The sequence below is a fragment of the Salinibaculum rarum genome (genome assembly GCF_030505615.1).
Taxonomy (GTDB): Archaea; Halobacteriota; Halobacteria; order Halobacteriales; family Haloarculaceae; genus Salinibaculum; species Salinibaculum rarum.
On record NZ_CP129992.1, the window covers coordinates 1,190,306 to 1,212,124 of the forward strand.

18 protein-coding genes are annotated in these 21,819 nt (G+C 64.7%); 8 read left to right on the forward strand and 10 right to left on the reverse strand.

The genetic code is table 11. From position 1 onward, the window contains the following. Window positions 1–648: 648 nt before the first annotated feature. From QYL91_RS06480 to QYL91_RS06495, 4 genes are read right to left on the reverse strand one after another with little or no spacing between them, the layout of a single operon-like run. Window positions 649–2,271 (reverse strand): DUF7519 family protein, encoded by a 1,623-nt coding sequence (locus QYL91_RS06480; protein ID WP_302082562.1) that lies wholly within the window; start codon window positions 2,269–2,271, stop codon window positions 649–651. After that, window positions 2,268–3,695 (reverse strand): DUF58 domain-containing protein, encoded by a 1,428-nt coding sequence (locus QYL91_RS06485; protein WP_302082563.1) that lies wholly within the window; start codon window positions 3,693–3,695, stop codon window positions 2,268–2,270. Before QYL91_RS06485 ends, QYL91_RS06480 begins: the two co-directional genes overlap by 4 nt. Next, window positions 3,692–4,333 (reverse strand): DUF7269 family protein, encoded by a 642-nt coding sequence (locus QYL91_RS06490; RefSeq protein WP_302082564.1) that lies wholly within the window; start codon window positions 4,331–4,333, stop codon window positions 3,692–3,694. The genes QYL91_RS06485 and QYL91_RS06490 overlap by 4 nt, the downstream gene beginning before the upstream one ends. Beyond that, window positions 4,333–7,101, reverse strand: a complete 2,769-nt coding sequence (locus QYL91_RS06495) for a transglutaminase TgpA family protein (RefSeq protein WP_302082565.1) — start codon at window positions 7,099–7,101, stop codon at window positions 4,333–4,335. Before QYL91_RS06495 ends, QYL91_RS06490 begins: the two co-directional genes overlap by 1 nt. A 123-nt stretch (window positions 7,102–7,224) precedes the next feature. Here QYL91_RS06495 and QYL91_RS06500 point away from each other — a divergent pair, with 123 nt between their 5' ends. The 3 genes from QYL91_RS06500 to QYL91_RS06510 all read left to right on the forward strand — a co-directional run bounded on the left by QYL91_RS06500 (window position 7,225) and on the right by QYL91_RS06510 (window position 10,981). Then, the gene (locus QYL91_RS06500; RefSeq protein WP_302082566.1) at window positions 7,225–7,842 is read left to right on the forward strand and encodes a DUF309 domain-containing protein; all 618 of its coding nucleotides are present in this window, start codon (window positions 7,225–7,227) and stop codon (window positions 7,840–7,842) included. Between the two features lie 43 nt (window positions 7,843–7,885). Next, entirely contained in the window at window positions 7,886–9,487 is a 1,602-nt protein-coding gene (locus tag QYL91_RS06505; protein ID WP_302082567.1) for a binary toxin-like calcium binding domain-containing protein, read from the forward strand. Between the two features lie 618 nt (window positions 9,488–10,105). Then, window positions 10,106–10,981, forward strand: a complete 876-nt coding sequence (locus QYL91_RS06510) for an amidohydrolase family protein (RefSeq protein WP_302082568.1) — start codon at window positions 10,106–10,108, stop codon at window positions 10,979–10,981. A gap of 13 nt (window positions 10,982–10,994) precedes the next feature. On the opposite strand, the gene QYL91_RS06515 is transcribed toward QYL91_RS06510, so the two are convergent. Beyond that, on the reverse strand, window positions 10,995–11,756 hold the full coding sequence (locus QYL91_RS06515; protein ID WP_302082569.1) for an enoyl-CoA hydratase/isomerase family protein: 762 nt from the start codon (window positions 11,754–11,756) through the stop codon (window positions 10,995–10,997). A 24-nt stretch (window positions 11,757–11,780) separates the two neighbouring features. Next, on the reverse strand, window positions 11,781–12,425 hold the full coding sequence (locus tag QYL91_RS06520) for a helix-turn-helix domain-containing protein (protein ID WP_302082840.1): 645 nt from the start codon (window positions 12,423–12,425) through the stop codon (window positions 11,781–11,783). 108 nt (window positions 12,426–12,533) lie between these two features. Here QYL91_RS06520 and paaA point away from each other — a divergent pair, with 108 nt between their 5' ends. From paaA to paaE, 5 genes are read left to right on the forward strand one after another with little or no spacing between them, the layout of a single operon-like run. Next, the gene (paaA, locus tag QYL91_RS06525; RefSeq protein WP_302082570.1) at window positions 12,534–13,475 is read left to right on the forward strand and encodes a 1,2-phenylacetyl-CoA epoxidase subunit PaaA; all 942 of its coding nucleotides are present in this window, start codon (window positions 12,534–12,536) and stop codon (window positions 13,473–13,475) included. Between the two features lie 2 nt (window positions 13,476–13,477). After that, window positions 13,478–14,008, forward strand: a complete 531-nt coding sequence (locus QYL91_RS18260) for a PacF protein (RefSeq protein ID WP_302082571.1) — start codon at window positions 13,478–13,480, stop codon at window positions 14,006–14,008. Next, window positions 14,008–14,841, forward strand: a complete 834-nt coding sequence (gene paaC, locus QYL91_RS06535) for a 1,2-phenylacetyl-CoA epoxidase subunit PaaC (protein WP_302082572.1) — start codon at window positions 14,008–14,010, stop codon at window positions 14,839–14,841. The genes QYL91_RS18260 and paaC overlap by 1 nt, the downstream gene beginning before the upstream one ends. Then, window positions 14,834–15,268 (forward strand): 1,2-phenylacetyl-CoA epoxidase subunit PaaD, encoded by a 435-nt coding sequence (gene paaD / locus QYL91_RS06540; RefSeq protein WP_302082573.1) that lies wholly within the window; start codon window positions 14,834–14,836, stop codon window positions 15,266–15,268. Before paaC ends, paaD begins: the two co-directional genes overlap by 8 nt. Next, window positions 15,265–15,432 (forward strand): 1,2-phenylacetyl-CoA epoxidase subunit PaaE, encoded by a 168-nt coding sequence (gene paaE, locus QYL91_RS06545; RefSeq protein ID WP_302082574.1) that lies wholly within the window; start codon window positions 15,265–15,267, stop codon window positions 15,430–15,432. The genes paaD and paaE overlap by 4 nt, the downstream gene beginning before the upstream one ends. Window positions 15,433–15,783: 351 nt before the next feature. Here paaE and QYL91_RS06550 read toward each other — a convergent pair whose 3' ends face one another. From QYL91_RS06550 to QYL91_RS06565, 4 genes are all read right to left on the reverse strand, one after another. Then, the gene (locus QYL91_RS06550; RefSeq protein ID WP_302082575.1) at window positions 15,784–17,958 is read right to left on the reverse strand and encodes a hybrid sensor histidine kinase/response regulator; all 2,175 of its coding nucleotides are present in this window, start codon (window positions 17,956–17,958) and stop codon (window positions 15,784–15,786) included. Between the two features lie 154 nt (window positions 17,959–18,112). After that, window positions 18,113–19,897 (reverse strand): PAS domain S-box protein, encoded by a 1,785-nt coding sequence (locus QYL91_RS06555; RefSeq protein WP_302082576.1) that lies wholly within the window; start codon window positions 19,895–19,897, stop codon window positions 18,113–18,115. 88 nt (window positions 19,898–19,985) lie between these two features. Continuing rightward, the gene (locus QYL91_RS06560; protein WP_302082577.1) at window positions 19,986–21,437 is read right to left on the reverse strand and encodes an aldehyde dehydrogenase family protein; all 1,452 of its coding nucleotides are present in this window, start codon (window positions 21,435–21,437) and stop codon (window positions 19,986–19,988) included. 80 nt (window positions 21,438–21,517) lie between these two features. Beyond that, window positions 21,518–21,817, reverse strand: a complete 300-nt coding sequence (locus tag QYL91_RS06565; protein WP_302082578.1) for a 2Fe-2S iron-sulfur cluster-binding protein — start codon at window positions 21,815–21,817, stop codon at window positions 21,518–21,520. Between the last annotated feature and the right edge of the window lie 2 nt (window positions 21,818–21,819).

A 21,819-nucleotide genomic window follows, 5' to 3' on the forward strand; every position in this document is an offset into this window, starting at 1 on the left:
CTCAGGAACAGTTCGATACAGCGACGCTGCCGATGCACTGGTCGCGCGTGCGCGCTGTCTGCAGCGAGGCGAAAGGTGTTTCCACTGCCCGACGGAAGTCTAACTCGTCGCCCCCTGTTTCTTCCATGGCAGGGGAACTGAGCCCGGGGCGACGCCGGGCGCGCCCCATCTTCTGGCCGCCCTTCTCGAACTGGTGAGTCACGACGCCACTCCAACGCATATTGCGTCGAACAACTGACGACTCGACAGCGATGAGTTGGGTCGCTTCTTCGGAACGTACACTTCCCTCCGCATCGAGAATGGCCACGGACACGAGGCCCGCCCATCCGGCCGTTGAGATGTGGTGCTGTCGACGCCGGCCGCAGACTTCCCTCCGACCCTGGCTACTGCCCCCGTCCGCGCGGGGAAACTGGGAATCACTGTCTCGCGTGAACTACCCGCGATTTCCCCTGCCCGTGAGACGAGTCCGACCACCGACGCGACTGGCTCTCCGTTCACCGACCGCGAGGCTGCATGACTGGGGTCAAACGATGAGACGCCTGATGCTGTCCTCAGAGAATCACGACCCGCTGCCTCGACCACTGGCGACGGACGTCCGCCACGCGTCAAGCATCACCTATCGGTGTCAGCCACGACTGCCCTGGCCGGTCACCGCAGCGCCATCACGAGGAAGACGATACCGGCCAGCGCGCCCACCAGCGCGACGACTGCGGTCGTCGTCTGCCCGACCGCATCAATCGTGAGCAGTCGCTGGATGCCGTAGGCCGCGCCGACGCCGAGCAGGCCGACCGCGAGTGTCCCGCCGGCGTGGACCAGTTCGGCGTCCCGTGTGGTTGCGTGGCGGCCGACTTCGTTGCCCAGCGTCGTCCCGTAGCGGCCCATATCCCAGACGAAAAAGACCCCCACCAGAGCGGCAAAGAGCACCCACGCCTCGGTGACGAGCGTCCCGGCGAAGGCGGCGGCGACGAACAGGCTGCCACTCGCAAGCGAATAGCCGGCCGTCTCGTCGGAGAGATAGCCGGCGAAGACGGCGACGCGAAAGACAAATAGGAGGCCGACGGTCACGCCGAGTACGAGCGTGGCGGCCACGATGACGAGCGTCGACGCGCCAAAGAAGTCGATTATCGCCGACGCGTAGGTGAAAAACGCCTCGTTGAACGGTGGCGGGAGCTGGCCGCCGACTTCGTTGACGAAGGTATTCGTGATGGGCTGGCCGAAGACGATGCAGCCGGCCGTGACGAGGCCGCCGGCCGCGAACGGACCGGCCCGACGCAGGGCAGCGCGGGCGGACCCCGTCGCCATCCGCTGGAGGCCAACGCCGAGAAGCCAGGCACCAGTCGACGCGACAAGCGTCAACACCAGCAGTGACCGGATTCCTGGCGCCGTCGAGAGGTTGACGAGCGTTCCGTACAGCTCCAGCCCGAGCAACCGCCGGAGGTCGCTCGGCTGGTAGGCCAACTCCAGGAGCACGGCCAGAAAGCCGGCGATGCCGGCGAGCAGTCCCGCCAGTCCGAGCACTGAACGGAGCTGTGAGAGTCCCAGCGTGTCCGTCTCGCCGGTGCCCCTGTCGCCGAGTAGCTCTGCAATCGGGAGCGCGCCGATTGCTGCACGGACCATCACTGCAGCGAGGGTCACGAACAGGAGGAGCGTCGCCAGATGCGTTTGCAGGCGGCCGGGAACGAATATCCACCTGAGAAGTTCGTCGAGGAGGCGCGCGCCGGCGAATCTGGGTCCGAGTTCTCGTCCCGTGAGGACGGCGCCGGCAGCGAAGACCGTCCCGACGACTGCGGGGACGGCCGCGGTCTGGATGCTCACCCAGAAGTAGGTCGTGACAGTGTCTTTGTCGACGATGTTTCTGAGGCCAAGCAGGATACCGAGGACGGCGAAAACACAGCCGGCGACGACGCCGACCTGTGTCACGAGTCGCAGCGAGAGCACGGCCAGTTCGGCCCGACTGCCGACCGGGAAAAACGTCGCGGCGAGCAACAGTCCCGTCCCGACCGTGGCAAAGAGCATACCGAGCGCGACCGGCAGCGCGAGCAGGCCGGCCAGACCGCGCGCGATGGGTTCCCAGCGGTCGCGCCCGACGAGCCACAGGCCCGCCGCCAGACACGCCGCACCGACGCTCCCGACCAGCACCGGCGCCAACACGAGGTCGATTCGCCAGAGGAGCAAGCCGATGACGGCAAGTCCCGCGACGAGCGCGAGTGCGGTACTCGTTCGTGTCGGCGTGCCGGTCCGGGCGGCCGTGGTGTCGACGTCGGTGGTCATTGGTCTGAGAGGAGGTGTGGCAGCGAGCGCCGCAGGGCGTAGTCGATCGGCTGGTCGATGTCCCAGCTAACCGTCGTCGCGCCGGTGCGCTCGATGGTCTGGAGTGTGAACTGCCGGGTTGTCTCGACAATGCGCTGGCCGACGGTGTCCGCGCCGGTCACGTCCGGGCTGACGACCACGAGCGGGTAGCCACGGACGGCCAGCGACCGAGCCAGGTCGGCCGGCCAGTCGTCGACCAGCGGGGTACAGAGAACGACCTGTGCGTTCGGCGGGAGCCGAGCCAGCAGATGCCGGGTCTGCTCGTCGAGTCCTCCGTCGGGCGCGACTGTGGTCGTCGCAGACTCCCCACCCTCGCCGACTGTCCCCGCGTCCTCCCGCGCTGGCGTCGCCAGTCCGTCGCTTGCTCGGCGACGTTCGAGAAGGTCTGCGAGCGTGCTGGTCTCGGCGTCGCTCTCGGCGATGGTCTGGAGGCCGCTGAAGAGCGTTCGGGCGTGACTGTCGCGGTGTCCGCTGGATTCGGGGTCGACCCACGGCAGTCCGTCGGGGCCGACCAGTCCGTCGAGTGTCCCCTGCTCGATGCCGACGGCGGTGACGCTGGTGGCGACGCCGGCAGCGGAGAGCGCATCGAAGAGCCGTTCGCCCGCGTAGGCACACAGTTCCGCCCCGGTCGGATAGCCGGGCTGTGGCGTGATGCGGCCGACCGGCCGTGCGTCGACGATGAGGACCGTGCGGATGGCCTGCTCCTGGCGGTACTGGACGGTGACGAACTCGCCGGTCTTGGCGTAGTGGCGCCAGTCGACGCGGTTCATCGGGTCGCCCGACTGGTACTGTCTGGTGGCGTAAAACTCCAATCCGCTCCCGCCGGTATCGGTCGGGAGCGTCCCTGCACGCCGCAGGCTTGCGTCCTGAACCGGTGGGTCCCGGACGGCGTTGGCACACGAGAGCGTCTCGTCGCCGTCGACGGCCACCGTCTCCGTCTGGCGCTCGGTGGCCGCAAGCGAGCGCAGGCGCACCGTCGGGTCCCCGAAGTCGTACTCGCCGCGCTTCGTGACGACGGTGTAGGTGAGTTCGGTCGCCTCGCCGGGCGGAATGGCGACGCAGGCGCGGGGGGCGCCGTCGACGACCGCCAGCTCCTCGGGGACGCCGTCGATGATACGACAGTCGGTCAGCACCGAGTCGCCGGTGTTCTCGACGGTGAGTGTCACCGCCACTTCCTCGCCGGGGGTGGGGTCGGGCGTCTCGAAGCTTCTGGTCACGGTAAATTCGCCGTCGGGCACCCGGGAGAGCGTGCCATAGAGGACGTACGCGAGTGGAATCGCCGCGGCGACGATGAGTCGCTCGCTGGCAAAGAGGAGGCCAAAGCCGGTCAGCGCGAGCGTCGCCACGAGGCCGACCCCCCAGCGTTTGATGCGTCGGTGTGTCATCGTTCCTCCCGGAGTCGTTCGATTGCTGCCATCGTCGCCTCGATTCGCCGCTCGCGTTCCCGTTCCGGGGCGAGCCACAACCGGATTCGTGAGAGCAGCGACGGCGTCGGTCCTCCCTCGCCGGCGAGAAAGGCCGCGGCGACGCCGTCGTCGGTCCACGTCCCCGCCTCGATTGGTTCTTGCGGGTCAACATCCAGCGCCTGCGGACTGTCGGCGTAGGCCCTGACGTAGGCGTCGGCGGCCAGGTCCCGGAGCAGGTCCCGGAGCGCACGGAGTTGCGTCCCGCCCGAGGCGACTGCAGCCTCGATGTCGGCGTCTATACCCGCGCCCGTCATCGAGCGGCGGTCGGCCGTGACCGCTTCCGGCGGGTCGGTCGTCGCGGCGTCGTACTGCTGGTCTGCCTCCGAGACGGGCGGCAGCGACTGGCCGGCGCCCGGCGACCGTGCCGCCACGAGGACGTAGAAACCGACCACGGCCGCCGCGCCGGTCATTATCGTCTTCGGGTCGGTCGACAGCGACGCTATCGTCTGTCCGACCGGCCGAACGTCAAGGAGCAGGTCCGGCGCGAAAACCAGCACCGCGCCGAGGACAGTCGCTGCGGCACCGAGCGTGCCGAAGACGGCCAGACGCAGGCGCATCAGGCTGACCCTCCGTCGTCGCTCGTCTTCTCGGTACTGTCTGCCTCGTCGGTACTGTCCCCGTCGGAGCCTGGGTCCTCGCTGACGACGTCGTCCTCGATAGCGGTGACAGCCGTCTCGACGCGGTCCAGTCGGTCCTCGGCAGACCGGGCGCCGTACTCGACCTCGCGGAAGGTGTCACGGAGCACGCGGACTGGCTGGGTCGGCAGGCCGTCGCGGTCGACGGCGTGGCGAGCGATTTCGCCCGGCGTCTTCGTCCGCGCGCGGCGGAGGCTGAGATAGCCAAGGAACTGTCGCCACGCACGTCGGATGGTCCGGCGCTCCTCGCTTGCGGTCGCGCCGGTCGCTGGGGGCTCGTCGCGCCCGACGACCGTTTCGCGTTTCGTCTCGAACCAGGCGCGCAACGCCTCGCGGAGTTCTTCGATGGTCGTCCGGCCGTCGAGCAGGTTCCGGATGTGCCCAACGGTCCGTCGGAGCCGCGCGAGGAGGGCGGCCACGGCGTCGTCCCAGCGGGTGGCGACTGCCACGAGGAGCCACTGGCTGTACTGGACGAGCAAGCCGGGGAGTGCCACCAGGAATCGAAGGATGTCCAGTGGGGTGTACCCACGGCGGTACGCGAACACGAGTACGCCACCGACCACGAGAACGCCAGCGAGGGCCGTGACCGCGAGGTTCACGAACAGGCCACCGACCGTCGTGTCCTTCGTGAGCCCGGCACCGGTCGAGCTGACGGTCGCCTGCTCGGACAGTGGGAGCGTGACGGTCGCGGTGCCGTTGATGTCCGTGGTCGCGACCTGCTTTCCGTTGATGCGGACGGGGGCGTTGCCGACCGGCTCGCCGTCTGCGGTGACGTTCACCACCGCGTCGGTGTAGGGCAACGCGAGCACCGTCGTCGGCCGAACTGTCACCGAGAGTTCGGGGAGCGTGACGGCCGTCTCGGCGCGGACGGAGCCACGCTCGACTGCAATCGTGACGTTGCCGGCCCGCTCGGGGAGTGTAATTTTGGCCCGGCCGTTGGCGTCGGTCGTTCCGACCTCGGTGCCATCGACCAGTACCCTCCCCTCCCGGAGCGGAACGTCACCGACCGCCGCGGTGAGCGTGACCGTTGCACCCGGTACCGTCTCGCCGCTGACCGAAATCGTCGCGTTTGTATCGACCGGCACGGTGAGATTCGCGGCGACCTGTGGAGACAGCGTCGCGCGTGGGGTGGTAACGCTGTACAGCCGGTCGTCGGTCCCGTCGGGGAGGCCGTCGGGTACCGTGAGCGTCGACCGGGACCTGTCGTCGACCGTAATCTGGAGTTCGTCGGCGTACGGCACCGTTCCGACGACGGTCCCGCTCGCGTCGGTCTGGCCGATCGACTCGCCGTTGAAAAGCACCGTCACGCCCGACTGTGGCCTGTCGTTTTGCGTGACGGTCACCGTTATCGGGGCACCGGAGACTGCCGTCCGGTTGAGCGACACCTGATACCCGCTGTCGGTTTCGCCGGTCTGTTCTTGGTTCTGGTCGTCTGAGTCGTCGCTGGGATTGTCTTCGGTGGTGTTCTCGGCGTCGGGAGAGAACTCCTCGCCGGGGCTTCCCTGCTCGGTCGGCGAGTAGTCGGCCTCGGGGTTTTGGTCTTGTAGCGACTCCCGTTCCTGCTGGAGGCGTTCGCTGCCGGGCGTCGGGTCGAACTTCACCCAGCCGACGTCCTCGAAGTAGACTTCGACCCAGGCGTGGGCGTTCATCCCGCGGACCTCGTAGGTGTTCTCGCCGACCTGTTCGCCTGTCGAGTAGCCCACGGTGTAGCGTGCGGGGATGTCCTGGGTCCGGAGCATCGTCGTCATCGCGGTGGCGAAGTACTCACAGTAGCCGGTGTCCATCTCGAACAGGAACGTGTCGGTCATGTGGTCGCTCGTCGTCGAGGCGTCCAGCGAGTACTGCTTGTTGGCCTCGAGCCACTGCTCGATTGTGACGGCAGTCTCGTAGGACGAACCCGCGTCGGCAGTGATGTCGTCGGTGAGCTGTCCCACACGGGACGGCGTGTCGTCGGGAAGTGCGGTGTACCGCGACTCGATTTCGGGTGGATACGACTGTCCGCTGGTCCGGAGGACGTCGGGGTTCTGTGGAGGTTTGTAACTCCGTCCCGTGAAGGTGGTGCCCGGACCGACCCGGCCGCCGGCCCGAACCGCACGCTGGTCGGTCATTTCGAGGTCGGAGATGCCGCTGACGCTCACCGGTCGCCAGACGGTCGGGAGCGCGGTCGCGCTCCGATTCAGTTCGACCTCGTAGTCGACCTGTGCCCCTCTGATGCCGCCGCCCTCGATGCGGCCGGACAGTGACTCGGTGTCGCCGGTCTGTTCCCATCCGGTTCCGGTGTAGCGGTCGTAGGCGCCGGTCCGCCAGTAGGCCGGACTGGAACTGCGGACGGTAAAGTGCGTGCTCGTCGACTGGGAGCTCAGCGCCTCGCTCGCGCCGGTCGACCCGCCGATATCGGTCGACTGGCCGGGGTTGAGAGCGCCGAATCCACCGGCGCCCGACCCGTTGAGGGTGCTCGGGTCTACATCGCCCAGTCCGGAACTGCCCGGATTCCCGAGATTCTCGGCGGCCTGGGAGTGGATGGCGTCACCGGGCACCAGCGATTCGGCGGGACTGTCGACGACACCGCCGGTCAGCGTGGGGACCAGCACGCCGGCCAGCGTGACCGCGAGCAGACAGCAGACGACAAGCAGAACTCGCGTTTTGTCCCGTGTCTGTGCTCGCGTCCGACCAGAATCCTCAGATGCCATTTGTGTGCTGCGTCAGGGCGACGCGTGTCGTCCGCCCGTAATCGGCCATGGCTGATAAATTCTGTGTGCTGGACGACCAAAACCCGCGCCAGAGTTAGGAGTGCCCATCCACAACGACGTGGTATGGACACGCACCTCCGGGCCGGCATCGCTATCTACAACGCCGGGGGGTACCACGCCGCCCACGACGCCTGGGAGGACCACTGGCTCGACCTCGAGTCGGGCACCGACGACGAGCGATTCCTCCACGGGCTCATCCAGTTCACTGCCGCGGTGTTTCACGCGCGCAACCGCAACTGGTCGGGTGCGACCGGCCTCGCAGAGAGCGGTCGCGAGTATCTCGCCGCCCTCGACGCCGAGTACCGGGGTGTCGACGTCGACGCTGCTCGAACCTATCTCGCCACGCTCGCCCGCGACCCCGAGTGCATCGAGCGCGGTCGGCCGCCCGCACTCACACACCACGGCAACGCACTCGTCCCGGCCGACCTCGATTTCGAGTCGACGGGTGTAGCGGCCACTATCCTGGCCGCGGAACACGGATACGACGAGGACCGCATGGCGCGAGCCGTCGAGTATGCCCGCGCGGACCTCGACAGCGGCACGACCGGGAGTCCGTTCGTCACGCTCGTCTTTGACTTCGTGCGCGAACCGGACAGCCGCGGCATCATCACGCAGCGACTCGGCGAACACGTCCAGCGGCGTCGCCACCGCGAGTCCGACGTCGAGGGGCTGTTCGACTAAGCCGGTCCCAGGGTTTAGGTGCGTCCTGGTGAGACGTACCGCTATGGTAACTCGGCGGGCCCTCGTCGTCGCACTCCTTCTCGTCGCGGGCCTCGGCGTGGCGTCGTTTACCGTCTCTGCGGACGGGGACAGCCGGCCGGTCGCGACCGAACTGCTCTCGGGAACGAACCCACTGGACGCAGACACCGACGGAGACGGACTGGACGACGACGCGGAACTCGACGAGTACGACACCGACCCGACCGTCGCCGATACCGACGGTGATGGCCTCCCCGACGGGGCAGAAATCACCGAGTACGGCACAGAGCCCACCGCTGTGGATACCGACGGCGATGGGCTGGGTGACCGGGAGGAACTGGAGTCCCACGAGACGGACCCGACCGATACCGATACCGATGGCGACGGACTCGAAGACGGGGCAGAAATCGACGAGTACGGGACGGACCCAACCGCCGTGGACACTGACGGTGACGGACTCGAGGATGGGGCGGAAGTCGAGGAGTACGGCACGGACCCCGCCGCCCGTGACACCGACGGCGACGGTCTCGCCGACGGTGCGGAACTCGAAACGCACGGGACCGACCCGACTGTGGCCGATACGGACGGTGACGGACTCGACGACGGTACCGAAGTGACCGACGCCGGGACGGACCCCACCGCTGTGGACACCGACGGTGATGGACTGGGCGACGGTGTGGAACGCAACGAGTACGGCACGGACCCGACCGCTGCTGATACGGACGCGGACGGCCTCGACGACGGGGCAGAACTCGACGAGTACGGGACGGACCCGGTTGATTCGGATACCGACGGGGACGGGCTCAGTGACGGCGAAGAGGTCAACGAACTCGGGACGGACCCGCTGGTCGTCACGACCGACCGCGACGGCGACGGCCTGCCCGACGACGCCGAGCGCGAGGAGTACGGGACCGACCCGAATCTGGCAGACACGGACGGCGACGGACTCACTGACGGCGAGGAGGTCAACGAGTACGGGACGGACCCGACCGACTCCGATACGGACGGGGACGGTCTCAGTGACGGCGAGGAAGTCGCGGGGCAGACGGACGGCGGTGTAGCACTCCCCGAGGCAGACCCGCTGTCGATGGACCTCTACGTGCAGTTCGACTACGCACAGGGCGCAGACTCAAAATCCGATGCTTTCCGCGCGGACGTCCGGCAGAACTGGGCAGCGATGCCCGTCGAAAACCCCGACGGCTCGTCGGGCATCGACCTCCACATCCGCGAGGGTGGCTCCATCGACGCGGCGCCGACCTTCGACGGCAACAACTTCTACGACATCAAACGCGAGTACTACGACGCACAGCTCGGCGACCGGGCAGGGGTCTACCACCAGACCATCTTCCTGCCGTTCGAGTCGAGCGTCGACTACGACGGGTACGGTGAGGTGCCCGGCGAGTACACGATTGTCGACACGACCGCCCGGGACAGTTTCCAGCGCAACATGGTCGTCCACGAACTGCTTCACAACGTGATGGGGCCACTCGACGCGCCACAGGCCTGCGACGACGACCCGGCACACTACTGCGCTGACGGCTGGCTCCAGAGTACGGTCACGACAGGCGAAGACGAGTTCCTGCCGCGACCGCTGGCGGAGGAAATCGAACGGGACGGGTTCGAGTAGCCTGCGTCGGTGTCTCTAGGTCGACAAACTGCGTTCAAAGCCGCCGGTGCAGACTCTCTTTGTCTGGGAACGACTTCGAGAGAGCTGGTTCCTTCGAAGGAAATTCATTTCACCACCGGACCGGCTGTCGATTATACGACAGGCTATGCTCTCTCAAAATATAATATATACTAAATTTAGTTAAAAACAATAGAGTTCTTATATTTAACACTCTTCACACTGCCTGGCTGCTGTAATCGCCTGGTCTGTCGAATGATGCATACCAATCGTCGGTCTGTAAGCAGTCTAAAGCCTGAATTGGGCGTAATCGACCGGGTCACTGTGGCGACCGAGGTAAGCCACGCCCGCCGCGTCGAGTTGCTCTCTTCTTCGGACGTCCTCTCGATGCAGGATTGTGTATACATGGCTCTAAATGTGGCTTAAAACTGATCTCGGCTTGAATACCTGGCCGAAAAGTCCCGCCTCTCTTGGAAATATTCTTCTGACTATATGAAAAGATATAGTTTATACATTTTTTCTGGCATTTATGGGGTCAGAGAGACGAAATCTGAGTTGAGTGGCTGTCCGCTGCTGTCTGCGGTGAATACACTTTTGTGCGACTGCGCACACGCTACGGACATGGACGCCGAACTACCGGGAGCCGACGAGAATCGGCTGTTCGACACGCACGCCCACCAGCCGACAAGCGAGTTCCTCCACGACGCCGGCGGCGAGATGATGCAAGACGCCGCCGACCGCTTCGGGACGACCCTCGACACCTGGGACTACGACGAGATGATCGAGGAGTACCACGACGCGGGCATCGGCCGTGCCGTCCTGCTGGGCTGGGACGCCGAGACGAACACCGGCAACCCCCCTGTCCCGAACGACTACGTCGCGGAGGTCCGCGACGAGTACCCCGACTTCTTCGTCGGCTTTGGTAGCGTCGACCCGCTGAAAGACGACTGTGTACAGGAGGCGATTCGGTGTGTCGAGGACCTCGGCCTCTCGGGGTTCAAGTTCCAGCAGATCGCGCAGGGCTTTGACCCCTCCGACGACCGGCACGACCACCTCTGGAGCACTATCGAGGACCTCGGCGTCCCCGTCGTCTTCCACGGGGGCAACTCCACGCTTGGCGCCTGTAGCGCCGGCGGCCGGGGCCTGAAAGTCAAATACGGTGACCCGATGCTCATCGACGACGTCGCTGCCGAGCACCCCGACCTCCAGATTCTCATCGCACACCCCGCGTACCCGTGGGAGAAAGAACAACTCGCCATCTGCCAGCAGAAGGGCAACGTCTACATGGACCTCTCGGGGTGGATTCCCAAATACATCGACGAGCAGGTGCTTCAGTACGCGGGCTCGCTGCTCAAAGACAAGGTGATGTTCGGCACCGACTACCCGATGATAGACCCCGAGACCTGGCTCGAATCCTTCGCCCAGGACACGGACTTCGGCGAGGAGATACAGCGAAAGATTCTCTACGAGAACGCCGAGGAGTTTTTCGACCTGTAGGCGACCGCGGGCCTCAGTCGAAGTCCGGCTTGCGACCGTTCAGGAAGGCGTCGACGCCCTCGGCGTGTGCGTCGGTGTCGTAGGCCATCGACTGGAGACGGGCTTCCTGCTTGAGGCCAGTAGCCAGGGCGTGGCCGAGGTTGTCGTGAATCGCTTCTTTCGCGAGCCCGATGTTTGCCGTCGGACGATTCTTGAGCGTCTCGACGAGGTCTGTGACCCGTTCGTCCAGTTGGTCGTCGGGAACGGCCTCGTTGACGAGGTCCAGTTCGGCGGCTTCGTCGGCGTCGATGAGTTGCCCAGTGAAAGCCAGTTCCTTCGTCTTTCGCAGGCCGATGAGCCGCGGCAGGATAGCCGTCGCGCCCATGTCCGGGACGAGACCGACGTTGATGAAGGAGGCGCCAAAGCGGGCGGAGTCGGCAGCGTAGGCAAAGTCCGACACCGCGGCCAGCGACATCCCGGCGCCGACGGCGTCCCCGTTGACTTTCGCGACAATCGGGACCGGGGCCGTGAGTGCGTTCTCGGCGACGCGGCCGAGCGTCGTCCGGACGCGTTCGTACGCCTCCGGTGTCGTCTCGTCGCGTTCGGCCATCGCTTCGATGTCGCCGCCCGCGCTGAACGACTCGCCGTCGCCGGTGATGACGACAGCGTCGTGGTCGGCGGGGTCGAGGTCAGCGAGGGCGTCGGCCAGTTCCCCGGCCACGGCGCCGGTCATCGCGTTTCGAACGTCTGGCCGGTCGAACGTTATCTCTCGGACAGCACCGTCGTCGATGCGCATGTGCGTACTCGCGCGTGCGGGCACTTATGTCTCATCGTCGTCGGCGCCGCTCTGGAACAGCTGTGTAAACAGCGCGTGCTGGGCCCGGTGGAGCCGCTCGATGAAGGCGGATTTGCTGATACCCATCGCGGAGGCGACCTCGTCGGCCGTCGTCTTGCGGGGGACGGTAAAATACCCCATATTCACCGCCTGACGGAGGCTCTCTTCCTGTGCGGGCGTGAGGTCCCACTGCTGTGCGATGGAGTCGTCTTCCTCGGTCCGGAGCGCATAGACCCGCTCCAGTTTGACCCCGACAGTCTCGCCGGCAGTCTCCATGACCGACCTGAGCACTTCGTGACCGACCACTGCGCCCGTCAGGATGGCGCTGCCGTCCTGGTAGGTCAGCGATTCGACCATGAAGCCGGCGCTGATGAGTTCGTGGACGACACACTGGTGTAAGGACAGACAGCGGTAGTTGTACTTGCCGTCGTTGGCAGACTGGTAGAGATAGCGGATGCGGTCGTCGGTGTCGAGAAACTGCGAGAGGTCGTCGTTGGGCGCGGCACTGAATCGCAGGAGGACGTTCCCGTCGTCGCGCAACAGCGGTGGTGCCCCGTCGACGACTGCGTTGGTCGCCCGGGTCGCATCTGCCAGCGGGCAGTCGTCGCCCTCGATGCGAAACTCCGTCATGAGACACTCGTTTATCATTACCCGCGATATTACGGCCGTCCGCATATAAAACCCGCCTATGGACTGCACAATTAGTAAGGGGTGTCACTCCTAATGTTGTGATGAACCATGAACATCGAAGAGGTCAAGGAGAAAGCGGGTCCGCGGCAGTTCAATCCGAACGACGATATGCCAGAGGAGTATCGGAAGGCGGCGACACGGATGCTCGAGTTCCACGCCAACAGCGAGATTATGGGTGCGTTCCTCGAGCGCCCGTTCATCCGAAAAGCACCGAGCCTGGAGCGGAAGATGGCCTTCAGCGCCAAGACCCAGGACGAAATCGGCCACGGGCAGATGCTCTACCGGGCCGCTGAGTCGCTCGGCATCAAGACGCGAGAGGAGATGCTCGACGACCTCGCAGCGGGGAAGGGTAAGTTCCTCAACTGCTTCCACTACCCGATGGAGGACTTCGTCGAGACGCCGATGATTGCCTTCTTCGTCGACGGCGCCGCGATGCGCCGCCAGGCAACCCTCAAAAAGTCCAGCTGGGAGCCGTACGCCCACGCGATGGACAAAATCTGTTTCGAGGAAGGGATGCACGTCAAGCACGGTGAATCCATCCTCCGCGAGCTGATGAACGGCTCGAAGAAAGAACAGCAGATGACTCAGGAAGCCTTCGAGAAGTGGTGGCCGCGCATCCTGCAGTTCTTCGGTCCGACCGACGACCAGAGCACCCACCACGACTTCGCCGCCGAAGTCGGGCTCAAGACCAAGTCCAACGACGAGCTCCGGAACGCCTTCCTCAACACGTACATGCAGAAGGCCAAAGACTACGGCCTGGAGATTCCCGACGAGCCACGCATTCGGGACAACGGCGACGGCACCTACGAGGTCGTCGAAGAGGACCTCGACTGGGACGAGTTCTTTACCGTCTCGAAAAACGAGTACGAGGGCAGTATCCAGCAGATCAACGGACGCAAACAGGCCCAGGAGGCCGTCGAGTGGGTCCGTGACATGATGGACAGCCAGGCAACCACGGACGACTCCCCGACACCACAGGCGGCTGACTAATCATGATCTGGGAAGTATTTAGACAGGAAGCGGAGGACAGCCCCCACGTCCACTGTGGGAACGTCCACGCGCCCGACCGGGAGATGGCAAAGCAGTTCTCTGTCATCCAGCACGGCCGCCGGAAGCCGACCGTCTCGCTGTGGGTCGCCCCACAGGAGAAGGTAACCGGCGTCTACTACGGCGAAGACACCACCGACACCGACACCGACGGCGCCGAAGCCAGCTGGGAAGTGTTCCGACAGGACGAGCCTGGCGGATACCACACCCACTGCGGTGACGTGTCGGCGACCGACTCCGACTCTGCGAAACACACCGCACTGGAGCAGTTTGTCGAGGACGACGAACCCCACGAGTTCTGGGTAGTCCGAACCCAGTACGTCGGCGAAGTGAACGCAGACCAGGTAAAGTTCGGCGGGACGACGGACAAGTCCTACCGATTTGCACAGACGTACAACGTGACGCCGGCGGCAGCGGAAGTCGAGGCGTCGGAATCCGAACAGGTCGACGCTGAGCGTCGACGAGGTGACCTCTGATGGCGACGACAGAAAACGATCTTGGTGGACCGGACGAACTGACAGAGCGCGAACGACAGGCCGTCGAAGCCCAGCTGTTCCGGCTGGCCGACGACGAGTACGTCCAGGCCGAGCGCTACACCTTCTGGCAGGTGCGCGCGCCGACCCTGGAGTCGGACCTCGCCTTCGCGAACAACGCCCAGGACGAACTCGGCCACGCGCGACTGTGGTACGACGCCATCCAGAAGTTCGGGTACACCGAGGAGTCCCTGCTGTGGGAGAGCGAGCCGTCGAACTTCCAGCACAGTACGCTGGTCGAACTCCCCTTCGAAGAGGGTGACTGGGGCGACGCAGTGATCCGTGCGTACCTCTACGACGTTGCCGAGGACGTCCGTCTGTCGGCACTCGAAGGCTCCAGTTACAAGATGATTCGCGACCGGACCAGCCGGATTCAGGGCGAGGAAGGCTACCACGTCGAGCACGCAGAGAGCTGGCTCGAACGAATGGCCCAGGACGCAGACGCGAGCGAGCGCGTCCAGGCTGCACTGGACCGCCTGTACCCGTACGCGCTGACCCTGTTCGAACCCGTCGGCGATGTCGAAGACGACATCGTGGACCTGGGTGTCCGGACGATGACACTCGAGGAGATGCGAGACGAGTGGACCGACCGAATCACCGAGTTCCTCACCGACCTCGGATTCGAGGTTCCGACTGACGTCGAGCCGGCGACTCCTGTCGGCCGGAACAACGAACACACCGACCACTGGGACGAACTGTACGAACAGATGACCGAGGCGTACCGCAACCTCGGTCGACACGAGGCGACGCGCATCATGGACCCGGAAGATGAGTAGCGACTACGACCGGCCGCGGGCCGAACCCGACGCGAGTCCGTGCTCGTACACGGACTACGACACGAAAGAGCACGTCGAGGGTGACGTTCCCGCGACCGGAGAGGGCGCAGAGGGCCTCGAACGCGAGGTCTGGGCCGCCCTCTACGCGGTCGAGGACCCGGAGATGCCCGTCAGCATCGTCGACCTCGGTCTCATCTACGAGCTCGACATCGACGACGGGGAAGCCACAATCAACATGACGCTGACATACAGTGGCTGTCCGGCCCGCCAGCTCATCCTCGACGACGTCGAGGCGGCCGCAGAGAGCGTCGACGGCATCGACGAGGCGGCGGTCGAACTGGTCTGGTCGCCAAACTGGTCTATCGACCTCGTCACCGAACAGGGCAAAGAAGCACTGCGTGACTTCGGAATGAGCTTCGACGGATGACCGAACAAGACCCAAGTGTCACGACGAGCGGCGAGATGACGGGCGCGAAGTGTCCCTACTGTGGGTCGACCGACACCGAGCGGAAACACCCGCGTGGCCCGTCGCGGTGCCAGTCTATCCACTACTGCAACGAGTGTCTCCAGCAGTTCAAGAAGTTCGAGTGACCGACTGGCCGCCGACCGCATGCGACTGTCGGCAGTGACTGTCGCCGCTCCGTATTTCCGATTGTGTTCGTAGTCACGTCTGCATTTTCCACCGTCTGAATCCTGGAAGCAAAAGGCATTTACCTGTGTGTTAGCAACACACACGTGGGTCGCAACGCTGCGTTCGAGACCCGTCTTAGCAGTGCCAGCGCGACCCTCTCCCCCAATCCCTATCGTTTCCGATTGCCGTTCGAGTTCGTCGTCGTCGGGTGGTCATACCCGGGCCACCCGTTGACACTTCGTCGTCGATTCTGTCCCGTCCACTGGCAATGCTGTCCAGCCCCGATTACTCCGAGTTTGCGGACAGCGCCGCTACTCGAACTCGACGGACCGAAACTCGAACCGGGCACCGCCGGTCTCGCTGTCCGTGACCGACACGTCCCAGTCGTGTGCGTCTGCAATCTGGCTCACGATAGAGAGTCCGAAGCCGGTCCCCTCTTTGGACGTGGTAAAGCCGGATTCGAGGACGCGGTCGCGGTCCTGTGGTGGAATCCCCGGGCCGTCGTCTGCGACGTAAAAGCCGTCGTCGAGACTTCCGACACAGAGCCGTGCGTCGGGGCCTGCGTGCTCCCGGGCGTTCCGGAAGAGGTTCCCGAACAGTTCCGTCGCCCGGGACTCGTCGACGAGGACCGTCGGCTCGTCGGCCACCTCGAGTGTCATCGCCGCCGTATCGACGTGTGACCAGGCCGTTCGGGCGACATCTTCCAGTGGAACCGGCGTCGGATTGAGGACGGTCTGTCCCTGCTTTGCCAGCATGAGCAGTTCGTCGATGAGCTCCTCCATCCGGTCGACCGAACAGGCAATCTCGTCGTGGGCTTCGCAGGGGTCGTCCGTCTGTCGAGCGTCGTCGAGTCGCATCCGGAGCACGTTCAGCGGATTCCGGAGGTCGTGGGCGACGGTCCGCCCGAACTGTTCGAGGCGGTCGTTTTGACGTTCCAGCTCCCGCTCGTACTCTTTCATCTCCGAGATGTCGTTGTTGATGCCGACGAAATGCGTAATCTCCCCGTCGTCGTCGGTCAGGGGGGCAATCGTCTGCTCGATGTGGAACCGACTGCCGTCGATTCGCTCGTTGATTATCTCCCCTTCCCAGACCTCGCCGCCGAGAATCGTCTCCCAGAGGTCCTCGTAGAACGCCTCGTCGTGTTCGCCCGACTTCAGGATGGCCGGTGTCCGGCCGCAGGCTTCCGACGCGCTGTACCCCGTTATCGCCTCGAAGGCCGGATTGACGTACTCGATTGTCCCCTCCGGGTCCGTGATGAAGACAGCGTGGCCGGCGTGTTCGACGGCCTGTCGGAACAGTCGCAGGTCCTGTTCGCGCTCCTTTCGCTCCGTGATGTCCCGAATCGTACCGATGTGGTATTCTTCGTCACCGATGTCGATGTGGGTCGTCACGGTGTCGACGGGGAACTGCGTGTTGTCGTCGAGTCGCTGGTGGACTGTCTCCGTCTCTCGGGTCTCGCCTTCCGAAAAGGAGTCCCAGTACTCGTCGAACCCCTCGCTGTCGAACTCGGGGTTGAGCGCAGCGACGTGGATGCCTTCGAGAGCTTCGACGGTCGCCCCGAGCATCTCGGCGTAGGCCCGGTTTGCGTACTGGACCGTCCCGTCGGCGTCGTAGGCGGCCATCCCCGTCCCAATCTGGCCGACGGCTTGCTCGAAAAAGGCCAGGTTCCGCTCGCGTTCCTTTCGCTCGCTGACCTCGCGGTTGATTGCGACGAAGCCAGTAATCGTCCCCGTCGCATCGGTCATCGGGGAAATCGTCTGGTCGATGACGTACTGCTCGCCGTCCTTGCGCTCGTTTATCACCTCGCTCTGCCAGACCTCGCCGCCCAGAATCGTCCCCCAGAGGTCCTGGTAGAACGCCTCGTCGTGTTCGCCCGACTTCAGGAGTGCCGGGGTCTCACCGAGCAGTTCGTCGACGGTGTACCCTGCCGTCTCGGCCATCGACGGGTTCGCGTACGTTATCGTCCCGTCTCTGTCGGTGATGAAGACGGCGTGGCCGGCGTTTTCGACCGCCTGGCGAAGCGTCTGGAGTGATTTCTCCTCCCGGGACAGCGCGACGCAGTTCTCGATGCGTCTGGTGAGGACGTTCTGGCACGCCTCGACGCTGGACTTCTGGACGACGTCGTCGGCACCAATCCGGAGCGCACGCTGGGCCGTTCCGTCCAGTTCGTCGTCCGTACAGAGGACGAACGGCAGCGACGGGAACTCCGCCCGAACCGTCGCGAGAAAGCCGATGCCACCCATCTCGGGGAGATCGGCATCGCTGATGACGCATGTGATGTCGCGGTCCGCGAGCAACTCGAGTGCCGCGCTGCCACGCTCGCTTTGCGTGACGTCCACGTTTTCGGCCTGGTCGAACGCGTCGGTGACGGTCCTGACCCAGTCGCTGTCGGTCGTGACCACCAGGAGGTGTATCCCGTCCCGCTGGGTCTCGGCCCCGAACCGGGACCGCATGGTGGCTTCCTGTCGCCGTGCGGGCCGCTCCATTACAACCAGCCTCCGGCGGTGTCGCCGCCATTCGCCGACCGGATGGCTCTCCTGTCGTCCATTCGTTCCGAGCCAGACCAGGCGAGAAGAATCATTACCGGAACTGCTTCGAAGATGTACTTATTCTTTATGGTTCTTCACCGGGTGTGGGCGGTCACGCTGTCTCGTCGCCGCGCCGAACCCGGTCGAACGACAGCGTCACGACGGTCCCGCGGTCGGGACGGTCCGCGATGTCGAGCGAGCCGTGTGACTGGCGGACAATCCAGTAGACGAGCCAGAGCCCGAAGCCGCTGCCGTGATAGAGCTGGTCGACATCCGCCGTCTCGTCGAGTATCTGCCGTTCCATCTTCGAGATGCCGGGGCCGTCGTCTGCGACATGAATCTCGACGGTTTCCTCTTCGTTGACGACCTGGACGGACACTGTCGGGTGCTCGCGGTCGTTGTGCTCGATGGCGTTTCGCACGAGTTCCTCGATGGCGTCGCCGAGTTCGGGCACGGCCGAGACGTGGGCCGCCGCCGGCAGGTCCGTCGAAATCGTACACTCGTCCTTGTGCTCGCGGGCGGCCGCGACCGCGTCGCGTGCGATAGCGGCCGCGTCGAGTGGCTGGTCTCGTGCCGGCTGGGAGAGGAACGTGATGAGTTCGCGCCCTTTCTGTGAGGTCTCCAGTAGCCGGTCGACACTCTTGAGAATCTTGTCGACGTGTTCGCTCTGGTCTGCGGTGTCACTCGTTCGAATGAGCGTCCCGTGGGCCTCGACGACGTTGAGCCGGTTCCGGAGGTTGTGCCGGAGGACCCGGTCCAGGGTATCGACCAGTCGCTCGCGCTCGATGCGCTCGCTGATGTCGGTCTGGATGGCGACGAACCCGGTGATTTCGCCCTCGTCGTCGGTGATGGGTGCAATCGTCTCGTGGGCGTGATACAGGTCACCAGAGGCCCGCCGGTTGACGATGTACCCCTCCCAGACCTCCCCGTCGGTGATGGTCTCCCACAGTTCCTCGTATAGCTCTGTCCGCATCTCGCCGGAGTTGAGAATCTCCGGCGTGCGACCGAGTACGGCGTCTGCCGAGTAGCCGGTCACCTCCTCGAATGCCGGGTTTACGTACTCGATTGTCCCCTCGCTGTCGGTGAGAAAGATGCTGTGTGGTGCCGTCTCGATTGCGCGCCGGAACTGTCGTAACGTCTCTTCGCGGCGCTTGCGCTCGGTGATGTCCCGGTAGGTCGCCATCACCGCCGGCTCGCCGTCGTACTGAATCTGTGTGACGTTCAACTCGACCAGCAGTGGCGTCCCGTCCTTTTGTTCCAGTTCGAGTTCGTACCGTTCGGACGGCTCGTCGCCGCGTATCCGCTTGCGGTATCGCCGCTCCACGAGGTCGTACTCCGACGGGGCAATCGGCTTCAGGAACGACTCGCCACACAGCGCCTGTCGCTCGTACCCGAGCAACTGCGCGAACCGCTCGTTGACGAAGACGTTCGTTCTGTCCTGCGTGATCGTCACGCCGTCTCTGCTCTGTTCGACGAGCGTCGTGTAGCGCTGGGACATCTCCGAGACGTCTTCGGTGCCCGAGTCGCTCTCGTCGGCCCGAAAGACCGCGAGTGCGCCGGCCAGCGCTCCGTCGTCGACGACCGGCGTCACTGTGACCGTCTGCCGTCGCTGCTGGCCGTCCGTGCCGGTCACGACGACCGACGCCTGGCTGCGGTTCGAGACACCTCGGGCGACGTCGTCGATGGCCCCGCGCAGCTCGGCAAAGCCGTCCGCGACCCACGGCTCGATGACCGTGTAGTCGGCACCGAGTACTGTCTCCTGACTGTGGTCATAGCGTGCCAGGAACGGCTCGTTTACGTACGAGACCACCCGATCGGTATCGACAGCGAAGACGGCCACACCAGTGTGCGTGGCGACAGAAGAAGCATCTGGACCCCAGTTCTCGTCTACGGACACGCCTGTGAGAAACACACACTCATTGGCACTTAATCGTGTGGGTTCGCCTTCGGTCGCAAAACGGGGATGGGACAGACTCGGGGACGGGTTAGCCCAGGTTGATGTGGACGTTCTTGACTTCGGTGTACGTTTGGATGGCCTCTTCGCCCTGCGCGCGTCCGTGACCGCTCTGTTTCGTGCCGCCGAAGGGGGTCTGTGGCCAGGTGTTGGGCGTCTCGTTGACCATGACCATCCCGTATTCGAGCTGGTCTGCGAACGTGTGTGCCCGGGAGAGGTCGTTCGTCCAGACACAGGATGTCAGGCCAAACGGCGAGTCGTTGGCCACTTCGAGGGCTTCCTCCTCGTCGCTGACCTCGATGACCGACAGCACCGGGCCGAAGATTTCCTCCTGGGCGATGGTCATGTCGTTGTCCACGTCGGCGAAGACGGTCGGCTCGACGAAGTGGCCGGCGTCTTTGTCCTCGGGGACGCCACCGCCGGCGGCGACGGTTGCACCTTCCTCTTTGCCGGCCTCGATGTACTCGAGAATTTCGGCCTGTTGGCCCTCGCTTACGACCGGTCCCATCTGGCCGTCGTCGTCGATGCCGCCGCCCAGCGGAATGTTCTCGGCGATGTCGGCTATCTTCTCGACCATCTCGTCGTAGACGTCCTCGTGGACGACCAGCCGGGAGTTGGCCCAGCACATCTGCCCTGCGTTCATGAAGATGCCGTACTGGACACCGCGGGCGGCCGCGTCCAGGTCGGCGTCCGGGAAGACGACGGCCGGCCCTTTCCCGCCCAGTTCCAGTGTCACGTCTGCGACTGCGTCGGCGGCGTCGCGTTGAATCGTCTTGCCGACGCCGGTACTGCCGGTGAAGGTGACGTGGGCGACGTCATCGTGGCTCGACAGGGCACTGCCGGCACCCGAACCCGACCCCGGGATGACGTTGACGACGCCGTCGGGGAGACCGGCCTTCTCGGCCGCTTTGGCGTAGTACAGCGCCGAGAGCGGTGTCATGCTGGATGGTTTGAGCACGACGCTGTTCCCGGTCGCCAGTGCCGGTGCGACGCTTCGACCGGCGAGCTGGAACGGGTAGTTCCACGGGGAGATGTGTGCGGTGACACCGACCGGGTCACGCTTCGTGTAGTTGAGGCGGCCGTCCTCGACCGGAATCTGCTCGCCCTCGACTTTCTCGGTCCAGCCGGCGTAGTAGCGGAACGTGTCGATGACCATGTCGATTTCCATGCCCGCCTCGAACGGCGTCTTGCCGTTGTCGTGGGACTCGACCATCGAAATCTCGTCTTTCATCTCCTCGATGGCGTCGGCCATCGCGTGCATCTTCGCGCGGCGCTTTTCGGGAGTCATCGACGCCCAATCGGACCCGTTTGCGACTGCTGCAGACGCCGCCTCGACCGCGGCGTCTACGTCCGTCTCGTCTGCCTTCTGGACCGTCGCGTAGGTCTCTTCGGTCGCGGGGTCTTCGGTGTCGATGGTTTCACCGCTCGATGCTTCTTGCCACTCGCCGCCGATATACAGGTCTGTGGGGCCGGAGTAGTCCATGCAGTCACTACAACGATAGCCGGCGTCTTAATGATTTATATTGGTCCACCGGAAAACAGGACGGGCCCGAACCGCGGCCGTCAGGGCTCCTCGTTCGAGTGAATCGTGAGGTCAGAGCGGGGGTAGGCGACACAGAGCAGTCCGTATCCCTGCTGTTTCTCCCACTGGGTGAGCACGCGCTCTTCGCCCTGGTCGATGTCGCCTTCGACTTTCGCACTGCAGGAGGCACAGACTCCCTGCAGACAGGAGTACTGCAGTTCGATTCCCTCGTCGAGCGCCGCCTCGAGGATGTACTCGTCTTCGGGCACCTCGATTTCGACGCCCTCGTCTACGAACTCGCAGGTGTACGTCTCCGTCCCGTCGTCGGTGTCGTCTGTCATCC

What these genes read in the sequence shown, in the direction of transcription:
- QYL91_RS06480 (WP_302082562.1), bottom strand. Translation starts at nt 2,271, where the DNA reads ATGACCACCGACGTCGACACCACGGCCGCCCGGACCGGCACGCCGACA.
- QYL91_RS06485 (WP_302082563.1), bottom strand. Translation starts at nt 3,695, where the DNA reads ATGACACACCGACGCATCAAACGCTGGGGGGTCGGCCTCGTGGCGACG.
- QYL91_RS06490 (WP_302082564.1), bottom strand. Translation starts at nt 4,333, where the DNA reads ATGCGCCTGCGTCTGGCCGTCTTCGGCACGCTCGGTGCCGCAGCGACT.
- QYL91_RS06495 (WP_302082565.1), bottom strand. Translation starts at nt 7,101, where the DNA reads ATGGCATCTGAGGATTCTGGTCGGACGCGAGCACAGACACGGGACAAA.
- QYL91_RS06500 (WP_302082566.1), top strand. Translation starts at nt 7,225, where the DNA reads ATGGACACGCACCTCCGGGCCGGCATCGCTATCTACAACGCCGGGGGG.
- QYL91_RS06505 (WP_302082567.1), top strand. Translation starts at nt 7,886, where the DNA reads ATGGTAACTCGGCGGGCCCTCGTCGTCGCACTCCTTCTCGTCGCGGGC.
- QYL91_RS06510 (WP_302082568.1), top strand. Translation starts at nt 10,106, where the DNA reads ATGGACGCCGAACTACCGGGAGCCGACGAGAATCGGCTGTTCGACACG.
- QYL91_RS06515 (WP_302082569.1), bottom strand. Translation starts at nt 11,756, where the DNA reads ATGCGCATCGACGACGGTGCTGTCCGAGAGATAACGTTCGACCGGCCA.
- QYL91_RS06520 (WP_302082840.1), bottom strand. Translation starts at nt 12,425, where the DNA reads ATGACGGAGTTTCGCATCGAGGGCGACGACTGCCCGCTGGCAGATGCG.
- paaA (WP_302082570.1), top strand. Translation starts at nt 12,534, where the DNA reads ATGAACATCGAAGAGGTCAAGGAGAAAGCGGGTCCGCGGCAGTTCAAT.
- QYL91_RS18260 (WP_302082571.1), top strand. Translation starts at nt 13,478, where the DNA reads ATGATCTGGGAAGTATTTAGACAGGAAGCGGAGGACAGCCCCCACGTC.
- paaC (WP_302082572.1), top strand. Translation starts at nt 14,008, where the DNA reads ATGGCGACGACAGAAAACGATCTTGGTGGACCGGACGAACTGACAGAG.
- paaD (WP_302082573.1), top strand. Translation starts at nt 14,834, where the DNA reads ATGAGTAGCGACTACGACCGGCCGCGGGCCGAACCCGACGCGAGTCCG.
- paaE (WP_302082574.1), top strand. Translation starts at nt 15,265, where the DNA reads ATGACCGAACAAGACCCAAGTGTCACGACGAGCGGCGAGATGACGGGC.
- QYL91_RS06550 (WP_302082575.1), bottom strand. Translation starts at nt 17,958, where the DNA reads ATGGAGCGGCCCGCACGGCGACAGGAAGCCACCATGCGGTCCCGGTTC.
- QYL91_RS06560 (WP_302082577.1), bottom strand. Translation starts at nt 21,437, where the DNA reads ATGGACTACTCCGGCCCCACAGACCTGTATATCGGCGGCGAGTGGCAA.
- QYL91_RS06565 (WP_302082578.1), bottom strand. Translation starts at nt 21,817, where the DNA reads ATGACAGACGACACCGACGACGGGACGGAGACGTACACCTGCGAGTTC.